The 23,783-nt window shown below is 64.1% G+C and carries 24 protein-coding genes; 10 read left to right on the forward strand and 14 right to left on the reverse strand.

The window, feature by feature from the left end; all coding sequences use genetic code 11:
- The first annotated feature begins 263 nt into the window (after positions 1–263).
- Positions 264–4,037: a methionine synthase gene (gene metH / locus GEV02_RS23535; protein ID WP_152840470.1), complete on the forward strand. Its 3,774-nt coding sequence runs from the start codon at positions 264–266 to the stop codon at positions 4,035–4,037.
- Between the two features lie 4 nt (positions 4,038–4,041).
- Here the strand turns inward: metH and GEV02_RS23540 are convergent, their stop codons facing one another.
- On the reverse strand, positions 4,042–4,683 hold the full coding sequence (locus GEV02_RS23540; RefSeq protein WP_152840403.1) for a hypothetical protein: 642 nt from the start codon (positions 4,681–4,683) through the stop codon (positions 4,042–4,044).
- Positions 4,684–4,787: 104 nt separating this feature from the next.
- Between GEV02_RS23540 and GEV02_RS23545 the strand changes: the two genes are divergently transcribed.
- Positions 4,788–5,030, forward strand: coding sequence for a hypothetical protein (locus GEV02_RS23545; protein ID WP_217433160.1), 243 nt, complete (start codon positions 4,788–4,790; stop codon positions 5,028–5,030).
- Positions 5,031–5,061: 31 nt separating this feature from the next.
- Here GEV02_RS23545 and GEV02_RS23550 read toward each other — a convergent pair whose 3' ends face one another.
- The 5 genes from GEV02_RS23550 to GEV02_RS23570 are packed head-to-tail and all read right to left on the reverse strand — an operon-like array spanning position 5,062 to position 8,689.
- Entirely contained in the window at positions 5,062–5,994 is a 933-nt protein-coding gene (locus tag GEV02_RS23550) for a hypothetical protein (RefSeq protein WP_152840404.1), read from the reverse strand.
- A complete protein-coding gene (locus tag GEV02_RS23555) occupies positions 5,991–6,209 on the reverse strand; it encodes a DUF7661 family protein (protein ID WP_152840405.1) in 219 nt (72 codons plus the stop codon). Before GEV02_RS23555 ends, GEV02_RS23550 begins: the two co-directional genes overlap by 4 nt.
- Positions 6,210–6,211: 2 nt before the next feature.
- Positions 6,212–6,427, reverse strand: coding sequence for a DUF6434 domain-containing protein (locus GEV02_RS23560; protein WP_152840406.1), 216 nt, complete (start codon positions 6,425–6,427; stop codon positions 6,212–6,214).
- The gene (locus GEV02_RS23565; RefSeq protein ID WP_152840407.1) at positions 6,424–7,737 is read right to left on the reverse strand and encodes an ABC transporter permease; all 1,314 of its coding nucleotides are present in this window, start codon (positions 7,735–7,737) and stop codon (positions 6,424–6,426) included. The genes GEV02_RS23560 and GEV02_RS23565 overlap by 4 nt, the downstream gene beginning before the upstream one ends.
- Positions 7,738–7,747: 10 nt before the next feature.
- Positions 7,748–8,689, reverse strand: coding sequence for an ABC transporter ATP-binding protein (locus tag GEV02_RS23570; protein ID WP_152840408.1), 942 nt, complete (start codon positions 8,687–8,689; stop codon positions 7,748–7,750).
- A gap of 148 nt (positions 8,690–8,837) precedes the next feature.
- On the opposite strand from GEV02_RS23570, the gene GEV02_RS23575 reads away from it, so the two are divergent.
- On the forward strand, positions 8,838–9,215 hold the full coding sequence (locus tag GEV02_RS23575; RefSeq protein ID WP_152840409.1) for an SPW repeat protein: 378 nt from the start codon (positions 8,838–8,840) through the stop codon (positions 9,213–9,215).
- Between the two features lie 19 nt (positions 9,216–9,234).
- On the opposite strand, the gene GEV02_RS23580 is transcribed toward GEV02_RS23575, so the two are convergent.
- From GEV02_RS23580 to rsmB, 8 genes are all read right to left on the reverse strand, one after another.
- Positions 9,235–10,515, reverse strand: coding sequence for an EAL and HDOD domain-containing protein (locus GEV02_RS23580; RefSeq protein WP_152840410.1), 1,281 nt, complete (start codon positions 10,513–10,515; stop codon positions 9,235–9,237).
- Between the two features lie 87 nt (positions 10,516–10,602).
- The gene (locus GEV02_RS23585) at positions 10,603–11,376 is read right to left on the reverse strand and encodes a class II glutamine amidotransferase (protein WP_152840411.1); all 774 of its coding nucleotides are present in this window, start codon (positions 11,374–11,376) and stop codon (positions 10,603–10,605) included.
- A gap of 53 nt (positions 11,377–11,429) precedes the next feature.
- Entirely contained in the window at positions 11,430–11,687 is a 258-nt protein-coding gene (locus GEV02_RS23590) for a BTH_I0359 family protein (RefSeq protein ID WP_020704859.1), read from the reverse strand.
- Between the two features lie 110 nt (positions 11,688–11,797).
- Positions 11,798–12,217, reverse strand: coding sequence for a GTPase (locus tag GEV02_RS23595; protein WP_328595900.1), 420 nt, complete (start codon positions 12,215–12,217; stop codon positions 11,798–11,800).
- 4 nt (positions 12,218–12,221) lie between these two features.
- Entirely contained in the window at positions 12,222–12,935 is a 714-nt protein-coding gene (locus GEV02_RS23600) for a response regulator (protein ID WP_008445040.1), read from the reverse strand.
- A gap of 63 nt (positions 12,936–12,998) precedes the next feature.
- Positions 12,999–15,293 (reverse strand): sensor histidine kinase, encoded by a 2,295-nt coding sequence (locus GEV02_RS23605; RefSeq protein WP_328595901.1) that lies wholly within the window; start codon positions 15,291–15,293, stop codon positions 12,999–13,001.
- The gene (locus tag GEV02_RS23610; protein ID WP_152840413.1) at positions 15,294–15,947 is read right to left on the reverse strand and encodes a DUF4390 domain-containing protein; all 654 of its coding nucleotides are present in this window, start codon (positions 15,945–15,947) and stop codon (positions 15,294–15,296) included.
- Positions 15,940–17,343, reverse strand: coding sequence for a 16S rRNA (cytosine(967)-C(5))-methyltransferase RsmB (rsmB, locus tag GEV02_RS23615; protein ID WP_152840414.1), 1,404 nt, complete (start codon positions 17,341–17,343; stop codon positions 15,940–15,942). Before rsmB ends, GEV02_RS23610 begins: the two co-directional genes overlap by 8 nt.
- 222 nt (positions 17,344–17,565) lie before the next feature.
- On the opposite strand from rsmB, the gene argS reads away from it, so the two are divergent.
- From argS to GEV02_RS23650, 7 genes are read left to right on the forward strand one after another with little or no spacing between them, the layout of a single operon-like run.
- Entirely contained in the window at positions 17,566–19,275 is a 1,710-nt protein-coding gene (argS, locus tag GEV02_RS23620) for an arginine--tRNA ligase (protein ID WP_152840415.1), read from the forward strand.
- Between the two features lie 21 nt (positions 19,276–19,296).
- The gene (locus GEV02_RS23625) at positions 19,297–19,995 is read left to right on the forward strand and encodes an SPOR domain-containing protein (RefSeq protein WP_152840416.1); all 699 of its coding nucleotides are present in this window, start codon (positions 19,297–19,299) and stop codon (positions 19,993–19,995) included.
- 15 nt (positions 19,996–20,010) lie between these two features.
- The gene (locus GEV02_RS23630) at positions 20,011–20,682 is read left to right on the forward strand and encodes a thiol:disulfide interchange protein DsbA/DsbL (protein WP_152840417.1); all 672 of its coding nucleotides are present in this window, start codon (positions 20,011–20,013) and stop codon (positions 20,680–20,682) included.
- Between the two features lie 2 nt (positions 20,683–20,684).
- The gene (locus tag GEV02_RS23635; RefSeq protein WP_152840418.1) at positions 20,685–21,491 is read left to right on the forward strand and encodes an SDR family oxidoreductase; all 807 of its coding nucleotides are present in this window, start codon (positions 20,685–20,687) and stop codon (positions 21,489–21,491) included.
- Positions 21,488–22,306, forward strand: coding sequence for a biotin--[acetyl-CoA-carboxylase] ligase (locus tag GEV02_RS23640; RefSeq protein WP_152840419.1), 819 nt, complete (start codon positions 21,488–21,490; stop codon positions 22,304–22,306). Before GEV02_RS23635 ends, GEV02_RS23640 begins: the two co-directional genes overlap by 4 nt.
- Positions 22,303–23,070, forward strand: coding sequence for a type III pantothenate kinase (locus GEV02_RS23645; protein ID WP_152840420.1), 768 nt, complete (start codon positions 22,303–22,305; stop codon positions 23,068–23,070). The genes GEV02_RS23640 and GEV02_RS23645 overlap by 4 nt, the downstream gene beginning before the upstream one ends.
- A gap of 18 nt (positions 23,071–23,088) precedes the next feature.
- A complete protein-coding gene (locus GEV02_RS23650; protein WP_328595902.1) occupies positions 23,089–23,781 on the forward strand; it encodes an SPOR domain-containing protein in 693 nt (230 codons plus the stop codon).
- Positions 23,782–23,783 lie beyond the last annotated feature (2 nt).

Raw genomic sequence — 23,783 nt, forward strand, 5'->3', positions numbered from 1 at the left:
GTGGCGCCTGGAGAATAAAGAAAGCTTATTCTCTCGACACCATGTTGCAGGCGGATTGCGCACTGTAGCGCCTGCGTATCGCTATGTGTCGCAAAGCTGCGCGATGTAAATACAAGCAAATTTGGCAGATTGTTGCTGCGTCGCAGCAGTCTTCTGAAGCAAATTCCGTGATGCCGTATAATTTTAGACCGTCGGCAACTCCCGTCGCGCTCGTCCACGACCAAAGAAAGTAATAAATGAATAACAACGTGTCCCGCCCCGTCATGTCCAAGACCGATGCCCAACTGCGTGAGATCCTCGCACGCCGCATCATGATTCTCGACGGCGCGATGGGCACCATCATCCAGCAGTACAAACTGGATGAAACCGCATACCGCGGCGGCCCCAACGGCCGCTTCATCGACTTTGCCGCTCCCGCAGACTCCGGCGCGCGCGAACTGTTCGTCAAAGGGAACAACGAGCTGCTGACGCTGACCCAGCCGCATGTGATCCAGGAGATCCACGAGCGCTATCTGGCCGGCGGCGCCGACCTGATCGAAACCAACACCTTCGGCGCCACCACCATCGCGCAGGACGACTATCACATGGGCCACCTGGCCTACGAGATGAACGTGCAAGCGGCCAAGCTGGCGCGCGCCGCCTGCGACAAGTACAGCAGCGCCGACAAGCCGCGCTTCGTGGCCGGTGCGCTCGGGCCGACGCCCAAGACCGCGTCGATCTCGCCGGACGTGAACGACCCCGCCGCCCGCAACATCACCTTCGACCAGTTGGTCGACGCCTACCACCAGCAAACCAAGGGCCTGATCGAAGGCGGCGTCGACGTGCTGCTGGTCGAGACCATCTTCGACACGCTGAACTGCAAAGCCGCGCTGTTCGCCATCGACAAATTCTACGAAGAGAACCCGGACCAACCGCGCCTGCCGCTGATGATCTCCGGCACCGTGACCGACGCCTCCGGCCGCATCCTGTCCGGCCAGACCGTGCCGGCCTTCTGGAACTCGGTGCGCCACGCCAAGCCGCTGACCATCGGCCTCAATTGCGCGCTGGGCGCGGCGCTGATGCGCCCCTACGCCGAAGAGCTGTCGCAGATCGCCGATACCTTTGTCTGCATCTACCCCAACGCCGGCCTGCCCAACCCGATGAGCGACACCGGCTTCGACGAGCTGCCGGCCGACACCTCGGCGCTGCTGAAGGAGTTCGCCGAAGCGGGCTTCATCAACATCGCCGGCGGCTGCTGCGGCACCACACCCGACCACATCCAGGCCATCGGCGAGATCCTCGCCAAGGTCACGCCGCGCAGCGTGCCGAAAGTGCATGTGGCGCAGCGCCTGTCCGGCCTGGAGCCGTTCACCATCGACGACGATTCGCTGTTCGTCAACGTCGGCGAGCGCACCAACGTCACCGGCTCCAAGGCCTTCGCGCGCATGATCCTGAACGAGCAGTACGACGAGGCGCTCAGCGTGGCCCGCCAGCAGGTGGAAAACGGCGCCCAGGTCATCGACATCAACATGGACGAGGCGATGCTCGATTCGCTGGCGGCCATGACGCGCTTCCTGAACCTGATCGCCTCGGAACCGGACATCTCGCGCGTACCCATCATGATCGACTCGTCGAAATGGTCGGTGATCGAAGCGGGCCTGAAGTGCGTGCAGGGCAAGTCCATCGTCAACTCGATCTCGATGAAGGAAGGCGAGGAAGAATTCATCCGCCAGGCCAAGCTGTGCCGCAGCTACGGCGCCGCCGTCATCGTCATGGCCTTCGACGAAAAGGGCCAGGCCGACACCTTCGAGCGCAAGATCGAAATCTGCGAGCGCGCCTACAAGCTGCTGGTGAACACCGTCGGCTTCCCGCCGGAAGACATCATCTTCGACCCGAACATCTTCGCCATCGCCACCGGCATCGAAGAGCACAACAACTACGCGGTGGACTTCATCAACGCCACCCGCTGGATCAAGGACAACCTGCCGCACGCGAAGATTTCGGGCGGCGTGTCCAACGTATCGTTCTCCTTCCGCGGCAACGACCCGGCGCGTGAAGCGATCCACACCGTGTTCCTGTACCACGCCATCAAGGCCGGCATGACCATGGGTATCGTCAACGCCGGCATGGTCGGCGTGTACGACGACCTGCCGGCCGAGCTGCGCGAGCGCGTCGAGGACGTGGTGCTGAACCGCCGCGACGACGCCACCGAACGCATGATCGACATCGCCGGCACCTTGAAGGCCGGCGCCGGCAAGCAGGATGCGCAGAACCTGGAGTGGCGCAACGCGCCGGTCGAGAAGCGCCTGGCGCACGCGCTGGTGCACGGCATTACCCAGTTCATCACCGACGACACCGAAGAGATGCGCCAGCAGGTATTGGCCGCCAACGGCCGTCCTATCCACGTGATCGAAGGCCCGCTGATGGATGGCATGAACATCGTCGGCGACCTGTTCGGACAGGGCAAGATGTTCCTGCCGCAGGTGGTCAAATCGGCGCGCGTGATGAAGCAGGCCGTGGCCCATCTGATTCCCTACATCGAGGAAGAGAAGAAGGCCGAGGAAGCGCGCACCGGCATCGTCGCCAAACCGAAGGGCAAGATCGTCATCGCCACCGTCAAGGGCGACGTGCACGACATCGGCAAGAACATCGTCTCGGTGGTCCTGCAGTGTAATAACTTCGAAGTGGTGAACATGGGCGTGATGGTGCCCTGCTCCGAGATCCTGGCGCGCGCCAAGCTGGAAAACGCCGACATCATCGGCCTGTCCGGCCTGATCACGCCGTCGCTGGAAGAGATGGCCCACGTGGCCAAGGAAATGCAGCGCGACGAACACTTCCGCATGATGAAGATCCCGCTGCTGATCGGCGGCGCCACCACCAGCCGCGCCCACACGGCCGTCAAGATCGCCCACAACTACGAGGGTCCGGTGGTGTATGTGCCGGATGCGTCGCGTTCCGTATCGGTGGCGCAGTCGCTGCTGACGCCGGAGAGCCGCCAGCAGTACATCGACGAGATCGAGCAGGATTATGTGCGCATCCGCGAGCAGCACGCCAACAAGAAGGCGCTGCCGATGCTGTCGCTGAAGGATGCGCGCGCCAACAAGATGGTGGTGCCGTTCACCGGCGCGGCCGCGCCGGTCAAGCCGAAGTTCATCGGCCGCCGCGAATTCAAAAATGTCGACCTGGCCACCATCGCCAAGTACATCGACTGGGGCCCGTTCTTCCAGACCTGGGATCTGGCCGGTCCCTTCCCCGCCATCCTGACCGATGAAGTGGTCGGCGAAGCGGCGACCAAGGTGTACGCCGAAGGCCAGGCGCTGCTGAAGAAACTGATCGACGGCCGCTGGCTGACCGCCAACGGCGTGATCTCGCTGCTGCCGGCCAACAGCGTCAACGACGACGACATCGAGGTCTACACCGACGACACGCGCGGCACCGTCGACTTCACCTACTACGGCCTGCGTCAGCAGGGCGTGAAGCCGGTGGTGGACGGCGTGCAGCGGCCCAACCAGTGTCTGGCCGACTTCATCGCGCCGAAGGAATCGGGCATCAGGGATTACATCGGCATGTTCGCCGTGACGGCGGGCCTGGGCATCGAGAAGTACGAAAAGCGCTTCGAAGACGCGCACGACGACTACTCGTCGATCATGCTCAAGTCGCTGGCCGACCGCCTGGCAGAAGCCTTCGCCGAGTACCTGCATGAACGCGTGCGTACCGACCTGTGGGGCTATGCTCCGGGCGAGGCGCTGAGCAACGACGACATGATCGCTGAAAAGTATGTGGGCATTCGTCCGGCGCCGGGCTATCCGGCCTGCCCGGAGCACACCGTCAAGCGCGAGATGTTCAACACCATGCAGGCCGAGGACATCGGCATGGTGCTGACCGAATCGTTCGCCATGTATCCGGGTGCGGCGGTGTCGGGCTTCTACTTCGCCCACCCTGAGTCGAAGTACTTCGTGGTCGGGAAAATCGGCGAGGATCAGTTGAACGACATGGCTGCGCGCCGCCAGGTGGACAAGGCCGACATGGAGCGCTGGCTGGCGCCTAACCTGTCCTGATGTTTTACAGCGCGGTCATCGTCTCGGTGGCCGCCGCGTCCACGCCGGGCGCGGCCTGCGTCAGCAGCCTGCTGTCCGGCGGCAGGCTGGCCTGGAACAGCTTGTAGGCCTCGGCCGTCAGTGCCACAAAGGCATTCTGATGCGCCAGCAACTGGCCCGTCATCCATTCCCAGCCTTCGTCGGTTTCGTGCAGCCAGACCATGCCATCCGGGAAGGAGTTCGGGATCGCATCGATCGGCGCCTGCAGGGCGATCTGGCTTTGCGGCCCCCACAGGAAGTCCGGCGGCAGTTCGCGCCGCCAGCCGTGGCCGTTCTTTTCAGCGTAGATGTGATTGTGTCGGAAAGTCAGGTCCACCACTTCGCGCTCGGTCATCACGTCGTCGGCCGATTCGATCCAGCAGTGGTAGGCGCCGCCGATGGGGTTGGAGAAGGCATCGTTGTCCATCATCCGCATCAACTCGCCGCCACCGCAATCGACTGCGGCCAGGCCCGCCACCGGCCGGAACACCCGCCCCAGCACGATGCTGATCAGGTTGGAACCAACGATGGCGTAGACATGGCACAACGAACAGTATTGTTCGGGATAGTACTGGCGAACCACCTGGTTCACGCAGTGCGCGATCAGGGCCCGGACGGATTGAGGCATTCAAAAGCTCACGAAAACGATTTGTATCCTTATGTATCGGATTGATTTACGGAAACTTTAGGTTAAAGTTCTGCTCGGTTTGATTTGAATGAAGGGGGGTTGCAATGGAAGTAGTAATGCGGAAAGAGATAGCCCAGGAAGTGCTGTCCATGCTTGAGGCACAGTCAAAAGAACTGAATAATTCGCTCATCCGGGTGCGGGAAACCTGCAGCGAAGAGGAGTTCGACGCTTACCGGGAAGAGATAGGAAAAATCATCGGGGCGATGTATCTCGACATCATGAAGCCCATACACAGGAAGTATCCAGAGCTCGAACCCGTCGCGTTGCGCTTATCCACGTCAGAATAATCGATTCCTCAGGACTTCAGGCGCTTTAGGGTCACGGGACAGGTGGCAGGATCGATTCCTGCAGCGCCGCCTGGCGTACCGGATTGAAGGTCAGCGTTTGCTGCCGAATACCGTCGCTTAATGGTCTTGGTGCGACAGCCATTTGAATTCTGCCGCCCGCTGCAACAACCGATGCAAAACGAGGTGCTTGCGGAACGCCGTTCTCCGGGTAATTCACGAGCACGCTGGACAGCTCGACAACATGGCCGTTGAGCGACGGGGGATCAAAGGTGATGGTCACGGTCGGGATCACGGAGTCCGATCCGTAAACTTCAACAAATGATCCAAGCTGGGGGGCAAGCATGGCGTCGTCACCGTCCATCCGCAGCAATCCCGCCGTGCATACGCTCTTACCACGGGCGTCCTGTACGGTGGCGGCAAGCCAGCTCTGGCCGCCCTTTACTTCGCGCTTGACGGCGTACACATAGCGGCCGGCGTGCCAACGACAAGCAGAGCGGACGCTCACGAAATTTCCCTCATAGGAACCGGCCTCGAAATGCGTTCCCGGCGGTCCCTTGGCATAGTCCAGATCAATCACCTTACCGGTGGCCCAGCGGGAAAACAAGGTTCCGCGTCCGAGCGGAACCAAAGTACGCTCGGCGGCACTTGGCCAGCCGGCCACGCGGGTCTGAACACCGCCGTAAAAATTCGCGCCGCCAACCGTCATCAGGCCGAGTGGCGCGATGTATAGATCGACGTCGTCCGGAACGTCGTTTGAGATGTCGAACGCGATGCTCAGCGTATCGAGCCGTTGGTGTGAAGGCAAGGTCCACCAGATATCCGCCAAATGCCATGGATAGGCTGGCGGCGCGTCGGCAGCGCTGGCCCGCAGCGACAGTGAGGAGGTCGCCAGGATCAGTGCGCGCAGCGTTGTTGAGTATCGTTGTCGCGATACGCGCATCGTCAGCCCTCGCTTGTTCTTCATGCGATCTGCACCGCCTGGCAATTTCGAGGCGTCGCATTTTCATGATAGAGGTCGGCCAGATACTCGCACAGTTCATGCTCGGCGATGTCGCCTGGGACGATGAAGTCCGCAGGCCGGCGCTTGCCGTCAGCGCCAAGGTAGTAGGCGCGCCAGGCCCCGGCTGTGCCGGTGATCGCAATGAACTTTCCGAAAATATTAAACCTGAACTCCTTCATGCTTACCCCCGCTCGCGGCGGCGCGTCCATTCATCCGCCACGTCGCCCATATTCTTCGCGGCGCCGCCACGCACCCAGGCCATCAGCTCGCGGTCGAACTTGAAATCCGGCCCGCACTGGCCGGTAAGAAAACGCCGCACGTTTTGCGTGTTCCGATAGTCGGCATCGATTTCAGTTGCCCGCGAAATTTCTGCACCATGCCAGTCGAATTTCGTCATTTCTGATCCCGCAAAAATTTCCAGCCCGCGATACCGCCGAACACCACGGCAAACGCCAGCTGCACCGCGATCGGTTGCAGCACGCCATCCAGCCCCAGGCCGCGCCAGGTGACGGCGTCGAAACCATCGACCGCCCAACGCGTCGGCACCACCAGCGTGGCCTGCTGCACCCAGGCCGGGAACACGAAGGACGGCACCCAGGCCCCGCCCAGCATCACCATGATCAGCGTGGCGAAAGTGGCGATGCCGCGCGCCGCTTCCGGCGTCTTGCCGAAGGCGGCGATCAGCAGGCCGAAGGCCGCCGTCATCAGCGAGAAGCTGGCGGCCATGCCAAGGAAGCCCGGCACGCTGCTGATCTGCACCTTGAAGATCAGCATGGCGCAGACGAACATCGCGCACATCAGCCCCATGGCAATGATGGCGCCCGACACGGCGCGGCCGCTCAGCACCGTGGCCAGCGACACCGGCGCCGCCAGCAGGCGGTTCCAGACACCGGTGCGGCGCGCCAGCAAGATGCCGACGCCCATGTCGATGCCCATGAATAGGATGAACTGCACGCCCATGCCGGCAAACGAATGCGCATAGCCGTTGTACTTGGGACCGCTGCTGAGCGCCTGGTCCTGCGTGGTGTAGGGCATGGTCATGCCGACCGGCGCATCGGCAGGCGCCGGCTTGCCCTCGGCCTTGGCGGTGGCTTCCTTGCCGGCCTCGTCGGCGGCGCGCTGGTCCTGGAATTTCTTCAGGCTGGTGAGGAACTCGCTCAGCGGGGCCTTGGCGGGATCGCCTGCGGCTTCGGCGCGCAGTTCGGCCAGCTGTTTTTCCGTGGTCAGGTTGCCCTTGGGGCCCATGGCGGCGGCGCTGGTCACCTGCATCACCTGCTGCGTCAGCAAGCCCTTCACCATGGCCAGCATGGTCGATTGCGAAGGATCGTAGTAGACCGGCAGCTCGGGCTTGTTGCGGCCGCTGAACAGCGCACCGGCGGCGGCATCGCCGAAGCCGGCCGGTATCACCACCGCCACCGACAGCTTGCCATGCCGCACCCGGTCCTGGGCTTCGGTGTCGCTCAGGTCGATGATGGTCAGGGCGCTGTCGGCTTTCAGGCCGGCGGCGATTTTCTTGCCGCTGTCGGACTGGTCCAGCTGCACCAGGCCGACTTCGATCTTGCTGGTCTTGGCTTCGGAACCGCCGCCGAACAGCGAGCCGAAGAAGGCCGCCAGGATGACCGGCATCAGCAGATGCAGCATCAGCGCGCGCTTGTCGTTGATATAGAGGATCAGATCCTTGCGGACCAGGGCGATCAATGCAGTCATGGTGTTCCTATCAGTCGCGCAGGCTGCGGCCGGTCAGGTTGAGGAAGATGTTTTCCAGCGAAGTCTTGGCGGTGGCGAAGTGCAGCAGCGGCGTGCCCTGCTGCGCCAGCCAGGCCAGCACGGCCGGCGCGTGGGCGGCGTCGGCCAGGCCGATGTCGAGCGCGTTGCCCTCGCCCTGCACGCCGGTCACGCCGGGCTGGGCCTGCACGCCGGACAACAGCGCGGCCGATGGTGCGGCGGCCAGCTCGGCGCGCAGCGCGGCCTGGGCCGGCAGGCGGCGGTACAGCGCGGCCGGAGTTTCGTCGGCCAGCACTTTGCCGTGGTCGATGATGACGATGTGGTCGGCCAGGCGCTCCACTTCCTCCATGTAGTGGCTGGTGTAGATCAGCGAGCGGCCCTGCGTCTTCAGCGTTTCCAGCGTGTCGAAGATGGCGTTGCGGCTTTGCGGATCGACGCCCACGGTGGGTTCGTCGAGGATCAGCAATTGCGGGTCGTGCAGCAGCGCGGCGGCGATATTGAGGCGGCGCTTCATGCCGCCCGAGAAGGTGGCGGGCTTGTCCTGCGCGCGGTCGGTCAGGTTGACCAGCGCCAGCGCCTGATCGCAGCGCTGCTTCAACAGTGCTCCCTTCAGGCCGTAGAGCGCGCCGAACAGCTTGAGGTTTTCCAGCGACGACAGGTCTTCGTACAGCGCCAGGTCTTGCGGCACGAAGCCGATCTTGCGCTTGGCTTGGCTGGGACCCTGGCTGATGGTTACGCCATCCATGACGATGCTGCCGCTGTCGCTGCGCAGCAGGCCGCAGATCATGCTGACGGTGGTCGACTTGCCGGCGCCGTTGGGGCCGATCAGGCCGACGGTCTGGCCCTGTTGCACCTGGAAGGACACGCCGTCCACCGCCTTGCGCGCGCCGTAGGATTTGGAGACCTGATTCACGCTGAGTAATACCGAAGCCATAGCCGTCCTGTTGAGTATTCGATAAGCGGCAAGCATAGCGTCGCGATACCTAAATGGCAAGTTGCCAATCCCGGCTGTGAACTTTTACGTTGTTGCGGGGCCTAAGAATGAACGCCGCCATCCGGGCGGCCTGACTAGGGAGGCGCATATGGCAACCAATCCGTCCATCAAACGCTGGCAGGATCAGCTGATCTTGCTGCTGGGGCTGTGGTTCTTTATTTCACCGTGGGTGTTTGCGTATCCGATACCGTCGATACAGGCGTGGACCGCGTTCATTTCCGGCGCAGTCGTGGCGCTGCTGGCCGCGTTCGATCTGTACAAGACCTACTTCTGGGCCGTGGTGCTCAATCTGCTGGTGGGGATATGGGTGGCGATTTCACCGTGGGTGCTGAAAATCGCCGACAACCGCGAGCTGATGTGGAACTCGGTCGTGGTGGGCATTGCGGTGGCGGTGCTGGCGTTGTGGGAAATGCAGACCGATCCGGAGCTGCACAAGCACTGGCCGGGCGCGGGCCACGCTACATAGCCCGGCCCGCCGTGGTGCGTTACAGCGCGTAGCGCACCACGTTGTCGCTCCATTCGAAGGCGGCCATTTCCAGTTCCACCAGTTCGTCGGTGGACATGGCGAGGTCGCGCAGCGTCGGCACGATGTGGTCGTCCATTTCTTCGATGCGCTCTATGCACTCGGCCAGCTTGAGCAGGTCGCCGAAGAAGCCGCCGCGATACAGCAGCGCTTCCGACACTTCCTCGTTGACCGGGATCTGCGCCAGGATTTCGGACATCGGTATGCCGAACAGCGTGTCCATCAGCGACATGATGCCGACCGTGAACGCGATGTCGGCCGAGTTGCGCTGGCTAGGGCGCAGCTTGCCGGCCAACAGCTCCAGCAGGCGGCCGCGCGTGGTGGCCAGCATCAGCAGCGGCGTCATGCTGTGGCCGCGCTTGCTCGGCTCGGCATACAGCATGATTTGCAGCCAGCGTTGCAGCTGGCGGCGGCCCAGTATCGTCACCGCCTGGCTCAGCGAATCGATGCGCTGGCGCGCGCCGACGGCCGGCGTGTTCACCAGGCGCAGCAGGTTCAGCGCCAGCGACACGTCGCGCTTGATGGCGCGTTCGATTTCCTGGTTGTCCGCCTCGGACGTCACCAGCGTCATCAGCTCCATCACCGCCAGCTGCGACGGCGACAGCTTCTTGCCGCTCATGATGACGGGTTTGGAGAAGTAATAGCCCTGGAAGTAGTCGAAGCCCAGGTCCAGGCAATTTTTGAATTCTTCGCGGGTCTCGACCTTTTCCGCCACCAGCTTCTTCTGCTCCTGGCGGAAGCGCGGAGCCAGCTTCATCAGCGTGGACAGCGGCAGGTTGCGCATGTCCATCTTGATGTAGTCGACCAGCGGCAGCAGCGCCGCCACATTGGCCGTATCGCCGGTGACGTCGTCCAGCGCGAAGCGGAAGCCGTGGCCCACCAGTTCCGTCATGCGCGCCAGCAGCGCCGGCGTCAGCGGCAGGGTTTCGGCGATCTCCAGCACCACTTTTTCGCGTGGCAGGAAGGGGAAGATGTCGGTCATGATGACATCGGCATCAACATTGACGAAGCCCAGGGCGTCGCCTATGGTCTTTTCCATGCCCAGCTGCGAGGCATGGGCGATCACCGCCGCCGTCGCCGCCAGCTCGTTGGTGACGTTGGCCGGGCCCACCGGAGCGTTGCGGAAAAGCAACTCGTAACCGAACAGGGTCTGGTTACGGTCCAGGATGGGCTGGCGCCCCAGATAGAATTCGCGCACGCGCAGATTCCGGGGACCGGTATCGTGTAGGGAGAGATCGATCATTGCTTCTATCAGTACAAAACATGGGGCTGATATTTCGCCGTACTAATATTTTGACAGCAATATCTGGCCCTGTCTTGATAATTTGGCTCAGTCCCCGGCCTGCGGGACGCCGTCGATGAACAGTTTCAGCTCGCCGGGGGCGAAGGCCGTCCATTGCTCGTTGGTCGTCAGCGGCTGGGTGACGATGATGGCGACGCGGTCGTTGGGGGTGGTCACTTGCGAAAAATCGACGCTGACATCCTCGTCCGACAGCACCGCCTTGTCGAAGGGATGCTGGCGCACCAGGTAGAACAGATTGGTCGAGCAATGGGCGAACAGCTCGCCGCCGGACGACAGCAGCATGTTGAACGTGCCATAAGCGGCGATCTCGCGCGCCATGTCGGCCAGCGCGGCGCGCAGCTCGGCCAGCGGCGGGCGCTGCTCGCCGAAGCGGGCGCGCAAGTGCTGCAAAATGTAGCAAAACGCCCGTTCGCTGTCGGTATTGCCGACCGGGCGATAGGCGCCGTTGAGTACCGGCGCGAATTCCTTCAGGTCGCCGTTATGGGCGAACACCCAGTACTGTCCCCACAGCTCGCGCACGAAGGGATGGCAATTCTCCAGCGCCACCTGGCCCTGCGTGGCCTTGCGGATATGGGCAATGACATTGGTGGACTTGATCGGATAGCGCTTGATCAGCTCGGCGATCGGCGAGGCGATGGCCGCCTGGTGATCGACGAAGTGGCGCACGCCGGCGCCTTCGAAAAAGGCGATGCCCCAGCCGTCATGGTGGGTATCGGTCTGGCCGCCGCGCATGGCGAAGCCGGTAAAGCTGAACACAATGTCGGTCGGGACATTGCAGTTCATTCCTAGGAGTTGGCACATGGTCTGGTTCTCTGTTGTTACAGGCGAACCATACCATGCGCCGCGTGCTTTTTTTAGTGCAGCAGCACCGGATGGCTCATCAGCTCATCATAACTGCCCAAAAACTCGTCGATTTCCGCCATCGTCGGCTCGCCCGCGATCAGCTCGTTGACGTCGCGGCGGAAATTCTGCGCCAGGATGCCGTTGATGAAGATTTCGCGCTTGCCGCCTTTGTCGACGATTTCATAACCGCCGAAACGCAACGCATCCAGGGTACGGTCCGCGCCGAATTCGACAACACTGTATTGCTCGCTGTTATAGATGAGGTTCATGTTGCTTCCTTTCACAAGGGGCGTAACACTACTCGGTTGCGCCTTCAGTACCGAAATGGGGCTGAAAGCGGACGATTCAAGGCCAAAACAGGCCGATCAGCGGGCGGGGGCTAGGCCGCGATGTCGGGTTGCAACTCCAGCAACGCGCCGTAGGGCGCCTCGGACAACCAGGAACGCAGCAGTTCAAGGTGCTCGGCGGAAGCCAGACTGATGTAGAGCCGCTCCGGAGGACGGCGCAGCACGCGATTCAATGTTACTCGCAAAATGAGATTGCCGCTGCAATGGAGACAGCCTGGGGCAATACGCAACACTTGCGGTACGGGATCGAAGGGGATGGGGCCATCGGCGGGGTCGAAGGCCAGTGCCGGACAACCGTCCGACAGGCCTTCCAGGATGACGACGCTGGACACGCCTGTTTCCAGGCGTGCAGCAATGGCGGTTTCGCGCTCGCGGGCGCGGGAGCCAATGACCAGCCAGGTCGGCACCGGCGCCCGTGATGGGGCTGCGCCGGCGGACTTGGGTCCGGTCACGGGCTCAGACGCCCTTTTTTGCGAGTTTGCCCGGCTCCACGCCCAATTGCTTGAGCTTGCGGTACAAGTGGGTGCGTTCCAGGCCGGTTTTCTCGGCCACGCGCGTCATGCTGCCGCCTTCGCGGCCCAGGTGGTGTTCGAAATACATGCGCTCGAAGGCGTCGCGCGCCTCGCGCAGCGGCAGGTCGAACGACAGATTGAACATGTGGTTGTCGGCGCCGGCAATGGTGGCGCCGCCGCGCACGGCAATCGCCGCAGCCGGGTTGGGCTGGTTGAAGCCGGCGTTGGGCGCCTCCTCGGGTTGGGCCGCCGCAACCGGACGCGGCGCCAGCGCCGGCGCGCGCACCGTTTCCTGCGCGCGGGTCAGGCCTTGCTGGACCGCCTTCAGCAGTTTTTGCAGGGCGATCGGTTTTTCCAGGAAATTGAGCGCACCGATGCGGGTCGCCTCGACCGCCGTATCGATGGTCGCATGACCGGACATCATAATCACCGGCATGGTCAACAGACCGTCGCGCTGCCACTCCTTGAGCAGCGTGACGCCGTCGGTATCCGGCATCCAGATATCGAGCAGCACCAGGTCGGGCGCACCGCCGGCCCGCGCCTCACGCGCCTGCTGGGCGTTTTCCGCCAGTTGTATCGCATGTCCTTCGTCGCTCAAGATTTCCGAGAGCAACTCACGGATACCCATTTCATCGTCCACTACCAGAATGTTTGCCATCTTCCCTTGCCTTCCTCATTTCGCCAGCTCATGGCCGGCAATGATTTTTCTAATCCGTGCTACTCAGGTAATTTGCGTCGCCGGTGCTAACTTTAACAGCAAAATCACTACCGACGCGCCACTTCTATCGACATGGTTCTGGATATCGATCCTGCCCCCATGTTCATCGATAATTTTTTTCACCATCGCCAGCCCCAGGCCTGTGCCTTTGGCCTTCGAGGTGACATACGGTTCGAACGCCCGCGCCAGGATTTTCGGCGCGAATCCGGGGCCGTTGTCGGAGATCGCCAGCCGCACCGCCGTGCGTGTGCTGCCGTCCGCGCCCTGATAATGAATGGCTTCGCTGATCACGTCAATGTGCGGCTGCGGTGCGCCCGCCGGCAGCTCGGCCATCGCGTCCTGGGAATTCTGCAGCAGATTATGGATGACCTGGCGCAGCTGGGTCGCATCGCCCATCACCAGCGGCAGGCCGGAGGCCAGTTGCGGATGGATGATGTCGTCGCCCTCGCCGCGCAGGTACAGGTGCAGGATCTCCTCCACCAGCGCGTTCAGGTCCAGCGGTTCCAGCATGGCCGGCGGGGTCTTGGCGTAGTCGCGGAAATCGTCGACCATGCGCTTCATCGCCGCCACCTGGTTGACGATGGTGGCCGTGCCCTTGTTGAGCAGCTCGTTGTCGGCCGGCGCCAGCTTGCCCTCCAGCTTCATCTGCAGCCGTTCGGCCGACAGCTGGATCGGCGTCAGCGGATTCTTGATCTCGTGCGCCAGGCGGCGCGCCACCTCGCCCCAGGCGATCGAGCGCTGCGCCGAAATCACGTCGGAAATATCGTCGAACACCACCAGGTAGCCGCTGCCGCCGCCCTCGATCGGCAGGCGCGAGCCGCGCGTGAGCAGGGTCTGGTCGTTGTCGTCCAGCGCGGCGCTGCGGCGCGGCACCTCGATCTGGCGCTGCCAGTGCAGGCGCTGCAGGTTGCGCCCGGCCGCCGACTGCGCGCTCTGCGCCGCGAACGCCGCCACGATGGCGCCGCCGAATTCCTGCAAGCCTTCGATCTCGTCGAGCTTCTGGCCTATCATCGTCACGCCGGCCTGCTGCAGGATGCGCTCGACCGAGTCGTTGCAGCTGATCAGGTGGAACTCATGGTCCAGCACCATCACCCCGGCCGACATATTGGCCAGCACCGATTCCAGGTGGGTCTTGGCGTTTTGCAGCGCGGCGCGGTTGCGTTCGACCGCGCTGCGGGCGTCCGACAGCTGGCGCGTCATGGTGTTGAACGATTGCGTCAGCGTGCCCAGCTCGTCCGACGTGGCGACGATGGGGCGCGGCGACAAGTCGCCCTCGGCCACCGCGCGCGTGCCCTCGGCCAGCAGCAGCAGCGGCTGGGCCAGGTCGCTGGCGATCAGGAAGGCGCTGGCGATGGCGCCGAACACCGCCAGCAGCAGCGTCAGCGTCAGCGTCACGATGTACATCTTGCGCAGGCCGACGCGGGCCACGAAGCGTTCCTTGTAGTCCGAATAGGCGCTGCGGATGGTCTCGCCGTCGGCCGCCAGCTGCGCCGGCGCCAGCTGGATCAATTGCAGATAGCGCGGCGCCAGGTGGGTGCCGTTGGCCTGCACGAAGTCGGGAATGGCCAGCACCACCCGCAGCCGCAGCTGGCTGGCGCTGTCCTGGGCGTTGACGGGGGCGTTGATCAGGTTGCTGCGCAGCTCGCTGCCGCCCTCGGGCGCGCCGTAGCCGCCATCCTTGGCCTTGGCCATCATTTCGCGGGTCGGCAGGTCGGCGCTGAGGTTGCCGCTGCGATTGGCGCGGGCGCTGATAATCAGGCCACCGTCGGCGTCGACGATGATGGCATTCTGCATGCCGCTGTATTCCTTGACCAGGCCGGCCAGCGCGGCGCGCTCGGTGCCGTAGGGCCGTTCGGCCAGCTGCTGCGCGGTCCGGCTGGCGGTGGCGTTCAAGTCCTTGAGCGCCGTGTCCAGGCCGGCGCGGCTGAGGTTGATGCCGGACTCCAGCGCCTCCTCGACCGGCACGTTGAACCACGATTCAATCGAATGGGAAACGAACTGCACCGACACCAAAAAGATCACCAGCCCCGGCAGCACGCCGATGGCGGCGAACAGCAGCACCAGCCGCGTCATCAGCTTGGAGCCGAACTTGCCGCTCTTGTAGCGGGCGTACAGACGGAACAGGGAAATGGCCACCAGCAGCAGCAGCGCGCCGGCCACCGCCGCGTTCAGGCCCAGCAGCCAGGCGTAGTAGCGGTCGAAGAAGCCGGAATTGTCGGAGGCGGAAGCCAGCAGGAACAGCAGGATACTGATGAGAGCGCCGCCGACGACGGAAAAGTACCGCAAGGCCGTGCTCACTTACTCCGCCTTGTACTGGAAGATTTTCTTGTCGGACGCCAGGCGCCATTCGCTGCTGTTCAGGGCCGTGACCTTGAGCGGCTTGGACACATAGTTCGGGTCCAGTCCCATGCTCAGCTTGACGTTATAAGTCTTGCCGACCTCCAGCGCGCCGCGCGGCGCCACCACCCAGCGGTTCGGGCTGCGGATACGGAGCAGCGCATCGTCCAGCGACGAGAAGGTCTGGCGCACATTGCCGTCGACCGTCACGTGGTACTGGCGGGTCAGCACATTGTAGGACAGGCTGATGGTCTGGCGCTTGACGATGGCTTTTTCGTCGAACCAGTACCAGCGCGGACGGGTGAATTCGATTTCGGTGGTGAAGTACAGGGTCACGCCGTAGCCCAGCGTGTCCTCCATATCGTGCGGCAGCTCGAAGCTGTATTTGGCGTTCAGGCGGTAGCCGTCGTCGCTGGCCTCGATCAGCCAGCGCTGGATTTCCACGCCGTCGGCGGCGTTCGCGGCCTGCGGCAGCACGCAAGCCAGCACCAGCAGCAGTTGTCCGATCAGGAGGCGAAAAAATCGTGATGTCACGTGGGGGCCGGTGCTCAAAAGGTCCGTCGGTAGCAAATGGGCAGCTAAGCTGCTAACTAAGCAGGCAAAACGGTTACGCATTTTTCTGGAACAGCGCGTAGAACAAACCATCGTGATCCTGACCTGCGCCACCGGCGGGGAGCAATTGGCCTGGCGCGTCGAGCCGCACAGCCTGGTTTCGCACTGCAAACGCGGCTGCCTGCGCCTCCGATTCCTGCGGCCACAAGGAACATGTCACGAATAGCAATTTACCACCCGGTGCGAGCATCTGCCAAAGGTTGTCGAGGATTTTGGACGAAAGTGTTGCAAGTTGGAGCGTGTCGCCCTTGCGGCGCAGCCAGCGGATATCCGGGTGGCGGCGCACGATGCCCGAGGCGGTGCACGGCACGTCGGCCAGGATGCGGTCGAACGGTTTGCCGTCCCACCAGCCGGCGCTCTGGGCGTCGGCGGTGCGCAGCGTGGCCTGCTGGCCGAGCCGCTCCAGGTTCTCGCCGACCCGGGTCAGGCGCTTGGCGTCGGCGTCCAGCGCCGTCACGCTGGCGTCGGCCAGTTCGAGGATGTGGCAGGTCTTGCCGCCGGGGGCGGCGCAGGCGTCCAGCACGCGCATGCCGTCCTGCACGTCCAGCAGCGGCGCGGCCAGCTGGGCGCCGGCGTCCTGCACCGACACCAGGCCGTCGCTGAAGCCGGGAATCAGCGTCACGCCGACCGGCTTGGCCAGCCGTACCGCATACGGCCCGATCTGGGTCGCCGCCATGCCGGCACCTTCCAGAGTGGCCAGATATTCGGTCATCGAGGTCTTGCGGGCGTTGATGCGCAAAGTGAGCGGCGGCGCGCTGTTGCCAGTGGTGAGCACGCCCTGCCAGTCCTGTGGCCAGGCGGCCTTGGCGGCGTCGATCCACCATTGCGGGTAGTTCCACTTGGCCAGCGGCTGCAGCAGCGCGGTCTCCAGCAGCGCCTTGCGCTCACGCAGGAAGCGGCGCAGCACGGCGTTGACCATGCCCTTGGCGCGCGCGGTGTCCGGATGGGCGTCGGCCGCCGTCACGGTCTGGTCGACCACGGTGAATTCTTCGTACGGCGAGACTTCGTCCGGCGCCGTCATCAGCGCCAGCGCGCAGGCCAGCAGGGCCGCCACCAGCGGTTCCGGGGCTTTCGGCGCCATCAGGCCGATCAGGGTTTCGCTCTGACCCAGCTGGCGCATGCAGCGGTAGGCGATGTCCTGCATCGCGCCGCGCGCCTGCGGAGTGGCCTCGCCCCTGGCCCAGACCTGGGCCAGCGCCTGCGGCAGATTGGTGCCGGTGCGGACCTGGGCCACCGCCTGGGCGGCGCCAATCAGGCTGTAGGCCAGCGAATCGGGCTTGAGGCCGGTCTGGAAGCTGGTTTGCGGCGCCGGCTTGAACTCTCGTGCATGGCTGGCGCGCAGCTTGGGCGCAGCCGCCTTGGCGGGGGACTTTAAGGAGAGCGTCGGACGCTTGTTCATATGCTAATTCCAGGTATTGCCGGCGGGCGTGATCGCGCAGTATACAGCAGTGCATATGACAAGGCGATGAAGACGATTGTAACGCTTGTAACCTTCGCGTCCCGCTGCGATGACCCGGCAGCGGCAAACCAGTATAATTACCGCTGTTTGGCCGGTGCCAGCGCGCCGTCCGTTTTCGCTTCTGGATGTACTTACACACGCGGTTCAGCCGCCTTTTTGCTCATGCTCGCCCAACAAAAACAAGATATCACCGCCCTGTTCCAGGCCGCCCTCGCTCCCATCCTGGCCGGCACCGAAGTCGCCGCCAACGTCGTGCTGGAGCGACCGCGCGACCCGTCCCATGGCGACGTGGCCTGCAATATCGCCATGCAACTGGCCAAGCAGCTGAATATGAACCCGCGTGAACTGGCCACCAAAGTGGTCGACGCGCTGCTGGCCAACCCCGCCGGCAAAGGCCTGGTCGAGTCGGCGGACATCGCCGGCCCGGGCTTCATCAACCTGCGCGTGAGCGCCGCCGCCAAACAGGCCGTGGTCAAGGCCGTGCTGGCGCAAGGCGCCGCTTTCGGCACTGCCGAAGCCGGCAAGGGCAAGAGCGTCATCATCGAATTCGTCTCGGCCAACCCGACCGGCCCGCTGCACGTGGGCCACGGCCGCCAGGCGGCGCTGGGCGACGCGCTGTCGTCGCTGTTCGGCTCCCAAGGCTACGCCGTCACCCGCGAGTTCTACTACAACGACGCCGGCGTGCAGATCCAGACCCTGGCCAATTCGGTGCAAGCCCGCCTGCGCGGCCACAAACCGGGCGACGCCGCCTGGCCTGAATCGGCCTACAACGGCGACTACATCGCCGACATCGCCGCCGACTTCCTGCTGAAGAAAACCGTATCGGCCTCGGACGGCTCGCCGGCCACCGCCTCGGGCGACATCGAAGACATCGAATCGATCCGCCACTTCGCCGTCACCTACCTGCGCAACGAGCAGGACATCGACCTGCAAGCCTTCGGCGTCAAGTTCGACAACTACTACCTCGAATCGTCGCTGTACGCCGACGGCAAGGTGGACGCCGCCGTCGACATGCTCAACAAGTCGGGCAAGACCTACGAAGAAGAAGGCGCGCTGTGGCTGCGCACCGAAGACTACGGCGACGACAAGAACCGCGTGATGCGCAAGAAGGACGGCACCTACACCTACTTCGTGCCGGACGTGGCCTACCACATCGTCAAGTTCCAGCGCGGCTTTACCCAGGCGATCAACGTCCAGGGTTCGGACCACCACGGCACCATCGCCCGCGTGCGCGCCGGCCTGCAGGCGGTCAACGTCGGCATCCCGCAGGGCTATCCCGACTACGTGCTGCACAAGATGGTCACCGTGATGAAGGGCGGCGAAGAGGTCAAGATCTCCAAGCGCGCCGGCTCCTACGTGACCGTGCGCGACCTGATCGAATGGTCGGGCGGCGGCGACATCGAAAAAGGCCGCGACGCGGTGCGCTTCTTCCTCATCTCCCGCAAGGCCGACACCGAGTTCGTATTCGATGTCGACGTCGCGCTGAAAACCTCGGACGAGAATCCGGTGTATTACGTGCAGTACGCCCACGCGCGCATCTGCCGCATGCTGGAACAGTGGACCGGCGCCGAAGCCGACCTGGCCAGCGTCGACCTGTCGCCGCTGACCGCGCCGACCGAAGCGACGCTGCTGGCCACGCTGGCCGCCTACCCGGAAACGCTGGCGCGCGCGCAAGCGGAACTGGGCCCGCACCAGATCGCGTTCTACCTGCGCGACCTGGCCGCCAACCTGCACAGCTTCTACTTCGCCGAACGCGTGCTGGTCGACGACGAGGCATTGAAGGCGGCACGTATCGCGCTGATGGTCGCCACCCGCCAGGTGCTGCGCAACGGCCTGGCGCTGATCGGCGTCTCCGCTCCCAACAAAATGTAATTGCGAAGGACATCCCGCACAATGAATTTCCGCTCCAGCCTTACCCCACGCACCCGTCAGAACGGCAACACCATCATCGGCATCGTCATCGGCCTGGTCATCGGCCTGGCGATCGCCGTGGTCGTGGCCCTGGTAATCAACAAGGGCTCGACGCCGTTCACCGACAAGGGACGTACCAGCAAGGCCGCGGAACCGACTGCGGGACAAGCCGCCGATCCGAACAAGCCGATGTACGGCAACAAGGAAGCTGCACGCGAGGCGGCCAAGGACTTCGCCAAGGAGCCGCCTAAGGCGCCGCCTCCGGCCGATCCGCTGCAAGCGGTGGTCGACAAGATCCAGGGCGCGGCCGCACCTGCGGCTCCAGCGCCGGCGCCGGCTCCTGCCGAAAAGCCGAAAGCTGCACCGGCCACGCCGGCCGCCGCCAACGTCGCGCCGGTACCGGCCAAGGCAGCACCTGCCGCCGCTGCCGACAACGGCGACGACAAATTCATCTACTACCTGCAAGCGGGCGCCTTCCGCGAGATCGCCGACGCCGAAAGCGCGCGCGCCAAGCTGGCCCTGTTGGGCTTCGAGGCCAACGTCTCCGACCGCGCCACCGACACCGGCGTGCTGCACCGCGTGCGACTGGGTCCGTTCAACCAGGTCGAAACGATGAACAAGGTTCGTAGCAAGTTGTCCGAAAACGGCATCGATGTCGCCGTCGTCCGCAATCAAAAATAAGCCAGGAGTATCCAGATGCGATTCATGAAATTCGTTGTTGGTGTGTTGATGCTGAGCGTTGCAGCCCTGTCGCAGGCCTCCCCTGCCGATCCGAAAAACGGCGTCGAATACAAGACACTGCCGGCGGCGCAGCCTACCGACAGCGGCAAGAAGGTCGAAGTCATCGAGTTCTTCGACTACGCCTGCCCGCACTGCTTCGCGTTCGATCCATCGCTGTCCGCCTGGATCAAGAAACAGGGCGACGCCATCGTCTTCAAGCGCGTGCACATTTCGCGCAGCGGCACCGACCTGCCGCAGCAGAAGATGTTCTACACGCTGAGCGCCATGGGCCTGCTGAACGACGCCATGCACACCAAGATCTTCACCGAGATGCACGTCAACCGCAACCGCATGAACCGTGACGAATCGGCGTTCGACTTCGTCGCCAAGCAGGGCGTGGATCGCCAGAAGTTCATCGAGATCTATCGCGGCCTGGGCGTCAGCGGCAGCGTGCGCCGTTCGGGTTCGATGATGGACGCTTACGGCGTCGATTCCTGGCCGATGATCGCCATCGACGGCAAGTACGTCACCTCGCCGACCATGGCCAATGAAGGCTCCAAGTCCGCCACCACCGAAGCCGAACTGCACACCCAGGCCGTGCAGGTGATGGACATCCTGGTCGCCAAGGCGAAAGCGGAAAAGAAATAAAGATGAACAACCAGGGCGCAGGGCCGGAGCGGGTCTTCATCACCGGCGCCTCAAGCGGCCTCGGTGCGGCCCTCGCCGCGCAGTATGCGGCGCAGGGCGCCACACTGGGCCTGCTGGCCCGCCGCAGCGAGATGCTGGACCAGCTGATCGCCTCCCTCCCCAACTCCGAACGCCACCGCGCCTACGCGGTCGATGTGCGCGACCACGCCGCCATCGCCACCGCGGCTCAAGCCTTCATGGCCCATGCCGGCGGCATCGACGTGGTGATCGCCAACGCCGGCATCTCGGTCGGCACGCTGACCGAGTTCGCCGAAGACATTCCCGTATTCGAAGCCGTCATCGCCACCAACGTGGTGGCCACTGCCGCCACCTTCGCGCCCTTCATCCCGGCGATGAAAGCCCAGATGAAAACGCAAAACCGACCGGCGCGGCTGGTGGGCATAGGCAGCGTGGCCGGCATACGCGGCCTGCCGGGCGCCGAGGCGTACAGCGCCTCCAAGGCCGCCGTCATCAGCTACTGCGAATCGCTGCGGCTGGAGATGAAACCCTACGGCATCCGCGTCGTCACCATCTGCCCCGGCTACATCGACACGCCGATGACGCAGGTGAACCCGTACCCGATGCCCTTCCTGATGGCGCCCGAAAAATTCGCCGCCAAGGCCGCGCGCACCATCGCCGCCGGCAGCAGCTACAAGGTGATCCCGTGGCAGATGGGCGTCGTCGCCAAAGTGCTGCGCTTGCTGCCGAATTCACTGTACGACCTGGCCTTCGCCAAGGCGCCACACAAACCACGCAAGGCCGCATCATGAACACTCTCGACGCCGACGTCATCCGCGCCAGCTGCGCCACCAGCGCCTCGCACGTGGCGATAGAAACCGTCGCCGAAACCGGCTCCACCAACGCCGACCTGCTGGCCCGCATCGACACGCTGGCCGGCCCCGTGCTGCGCATCGCCGGCAACCAGACGGCGGGTCGCGGCCGCGCCGGCCGCAGCTGGCTGTCCGCGCCGGGCGCCGCGCTGATGTTCTCGCTGGCCTGGCGCTTCAAGGGACCGCTGCACAGCATGTCCGGCCTGCCGATGGCGGTCGGCGTCGCGCTGGCCGAAACCATCGCCTCGCTCGGCGTGCCGGTGCGGATCAAGTGGCCCAACGACCTGCTGCGCGACGGTAAAAAACTGGCCGGCATCCTGGTCGAAACGCAAGCCGCCCGCAAGGACGGCGACGGCGCCATCTGGGCCGTGATCGGCGTCGGCATCAACCTGCTCATGCCGGACGAGCTGGAAGCGCAGATCGGCCGCGAAGTGGCCGCCGCGCCATGGCTGGCCAAGATGAACCGCAACCAGTTGATGGCCGCCCTGCTCAGCCGCCTGGCCGCCGTGCTGGCCGAATTCGACGACACCGGCTTCGCGCCCTTCGCCGAACGCTGGAACCTGCTGCATGCGTGGCAGGGCCAGGAAGTCGTCATCCTCGACAACGGCAAGGTGCTGCAACAGGGCCGCGCCGCCGGCGTCGACGCCATCGGCCGCCTGATGCTGGACACGGAACAGGGCCGCGCCGAGGTGCTGTCCGGCGACGTCTCGCTACGCCTGTCGTCAACCATCGCTTCTTCTATCGGACCAACATGATTTTACTGATCGATGCCGGCAACACCCGCGTCAAATGGGCGCTGGCCGAAACGGGTACTGAACTGGGCGCATGGATCGCCCACGGCGCCGTCATGCACGCCGACCTGCAACAGCTGGAACTGCACCTGAGCGAGGCCGTGGCCGACCGCGGCGTCGACCGCATCCTGATCGCCAACGTGGCCGGCGGCGCGCTGCGCGTGCAGCTGGAGTACGTGCTGCAACGGACCTTCCCGGCCATGATCCTGCCGGAGCAGGCGATCGAATGGTTTGCCTCGCTGCCGGCGCTGGCCGGCGTCACCAACGGCTACCGCAATCCCGGACAGCTGGGCTGCGACCGTTTCGCCGCCGCCATCGCCGGCCACGCGCTGGCGGCCGGGCGCGAAGTCATCGTCGCCAACTGCGGCACCGCCACCACCATCGACGCCATCACGGCCGACGGCATGTTCCTGGGCGGGATGATCCTGCCTGGCCTGGGCCTGATGGCCAGTTCGCTGGCGCGCAACACGGCGCAGTTGCCGCAAATTGCGCAAGACGGTAAGCTGCCGGACGGATTCGCCGACAACACCGACGACGCCATCCTGAGCGGCTGCCTGGCTGCGCAGAGCGGCGCCATCGAGCATGCGTTCGCATGGCACAAGGCCAGCGAGTGCATCATCTCCGGCGGCGCGGCGCCCTACATCGCGCCGATGCTGAAGGTGCCGTACCGTATCGTCGAGAATATCGTGTTAATCGGTTTGCATGCTGCCGCCGGCAGCGCCGACTAAGGTTGCAAGGGAAGCTCCGTGCTGAAATTTATTTTCTGGTCGCTGGTCGCCGTCAATGCCGCGCTGTTCGCGTACGGCAAAGGATATCTCGGCCATTTCAGCGGCAACGAGCGCGAGCCGGAGCGCCTGCTCAATCAACTCAACGCCAGCAAGCTGGCCATCATCTCCGCCGAAAAGGCCAATGAGGCATCGGCGGCGACGGCTGCAACGGCCAGCGCCGCCGCCAGCGCCAAGCCGGCGCCGGAAGTGCTGGCCTGCGTGGAAATCGGCAGCTTCGTGCTGGCCGACGCGCGCCGCTTCGAAACCCAGCTCGCGCCGCTCAAACTGGGCGACCGCCAGTCGCGCCACAACCTGCCGGGCAGCGAAGTATCGAGCTATATCGTTTATATGCCGCCGCAGGGCAGCAAGGAAGGCGCCGACAAGAAAGCCGGCGAACTGCGCGCGCTGGGCGTGACCAACTACTTCATCATGAACGACAATTCGCCGCTGCGCTGGGGGATTTCGCTGGGCGTGTTCAAGACCGAAGGCGCGGCGCAAAACCAGCTGGCCGCATTGATGAAGCAAGGCGTGCGCACCGCGCGCGTCGCGCCGCGCATGAGCGGCAGCAAACTGCTGGCCTTCCAGTTCCGCGATGTGGATGCGGAGCTGAAGGCCAAGCTGGAACAGTTCCGCGCCGGTTATCCCGACGCGGAAAGCCACGCCTGCAAATAACC

The organism is Rugamonas aquatica, assembly GCF_009380215.1.
Taxonomy (GTDB): Bacteria; Pseudomonadota; Gammaproteobacteria; order Burkholderiales; family Burkholderiaceae_D; genus Rugamonas; species Rugamonas aquatica_B.

What these genes read in the sequence shown, in the direction of transcription:
- metH (WP_152840470.1), top strand. Translation starts at nt 264, where the DNA reads ATGTCCAAGACCGATGCCCAACTGCGTGAGATCCTCGCACGCCGCATC.
- GEV02_RS23540 (WP_152840403.1), bottom strand. Translation starts at nt 4,683, where the DNA reads ATGCCTCAATCCGTCCGGGCCCTGATCGCGCACTGCGTGAACCAGGTG.
- GEV02_RS23545 (WP_217433160.1), top strand. Translation starts at nt 4,788, where the DNA reads ATGGAAGTAGTAATGCGGAAAGAGATAGCCCAGGAAGTGCTGTCCATG.
- GEV02_RS23550 (WP_152840404.1), bottom strand. Translation starts at nt 5,994, where the DNA reads ATGAAGAACAAGCGAGGGCTGACGATGCGCGTATCGCGACAACGATAC.
- GEV02_RS23555 (WP_152840405.1), bottom strand. Translation starts at nt 6,209, where the DNA reads ATGAAGGAGTTCAGGTTTAATATTTTCGGAAAGTTCATTGCGATCACC.
- GEV02_RS23560 (WP_152840406.1), bottom strand. Translation starts at nt 6,427, where the DNA reads ATGACGAAATTCGACTGGCATGGTGCAGAAATTTCGCGGGCAACTGAA.
- GEV02_RS23565 (WP_152840407.1), bottom strand. Translation starts at nt 7,737, where the DNA reads ATGACTGCATTGATCGCCCTGGTCCGCAAGGATCTGATCCTCTATATC.
- GEV02_RS23570 (WP_152840408.1), bottom strand. Translation starts at nt 8,689, where the DNA reads ATGGCTTCGGTATTACTCAGCGTGAATCAGGTCTCCAAATCCTACGGC.
- GEV02_RS23575 (WP_152840409.1), top strand. Translation starts at nt 8,838, where the DNA reads ATGGCAACCAATCCGTCCATCAAACGCTGGCAGGATCAGCTGATCTTG.
- GEV02_RS23580 (WP_152840410.1), bottom strand. Translation starts at nt 10,515, where the DNA reads ATGATCGATCTCTCCCTACACGATACCGGTCCCCGGAATCTGCGCGTG.
- GEV02_RS23585 (WP_152840411.1), bottom strand. Translation starts at nt 11,376, where the DNA reads ATGTGCCAACTCCTAGGAATGAACTGCAATGTCCCGACCGACATTGTG.
- GEV02_RS23590 (WP_020704859.1), bottom strand. Translation starts at nt 11,687, where the DNA reads ATGAACCTCATCTATAACAGCGAGCAATACAGTGTTGTCGAATTCGGC.
- GEV02_RS23600 (WP_008445040.1), bottom strand. Translation starts at nt 12,935, where the DNA reads ATGGCAAACATTCTGGTAGTGGACGATGAAATGGGTATCCGTGAGTTG.
- GEV02_RS23610 (WP_152840413.1), bottom strand. Translation starts at nt 15,947, where the DNA reads ATGCGTAACCGTTTTGCCTGCTTAGTTAGCAGCTTAGCTGCCCATTTG.
- rsmB (WP_152840414.1), bottom strand. Translation starts at nt 17,343, where the DNA reads ATGAACAAGCGTCCGACGCTCTCCTTAAAGTCCCCCGCCAAGGCGGCT.
- argS (WP_152840415.1), top strand. Translation starts at nt 17,566, where the DNA reads ATGCTCGCCCAACAAAAACAAGATATCACCGCCCTGTTCCAGGCCGCC.
- GEV02_RS23625 (WP_152840416.1), top strand. Translation starts at nt 19,297, where the DNA reads ATGAATTTCCGCTCCAGCCTTACCCCACGCACCCGTCAGAACGGCAAC.
- GEV02_RS23630 (WP_152840417.1), top strand. Translation starts at nt 20,011, where the DNA reads ATGCGATTCATGAAATTCGTTGTTGGTGTGTTGATGCTGAGCGTTGCA.
- GEV02_RS23635 (WP_152840418.1), top strand. Translation starts at nt 20,685, where the DNA reads ATGAACAACCAGGGCGCAGGGCCGGAGCGGGTCTTCATCACCGGCGCC.
- GEV02_RS23640 (WP_152840419.1), top strand. Translation starts at nt 21,488, where the DNA reads ATGAACACTCTCGACGCCGACGTCATCCGCGCCAGCTGCGCCACCAGC.
- GEV02_RS23645 (WP_152840420.1), top strand. Translation starts at nt 22,303, where the DNA reads ATGATTTTACTGATCGATGCCGGCAACACCCGCGTCAAATGGGCGCTG.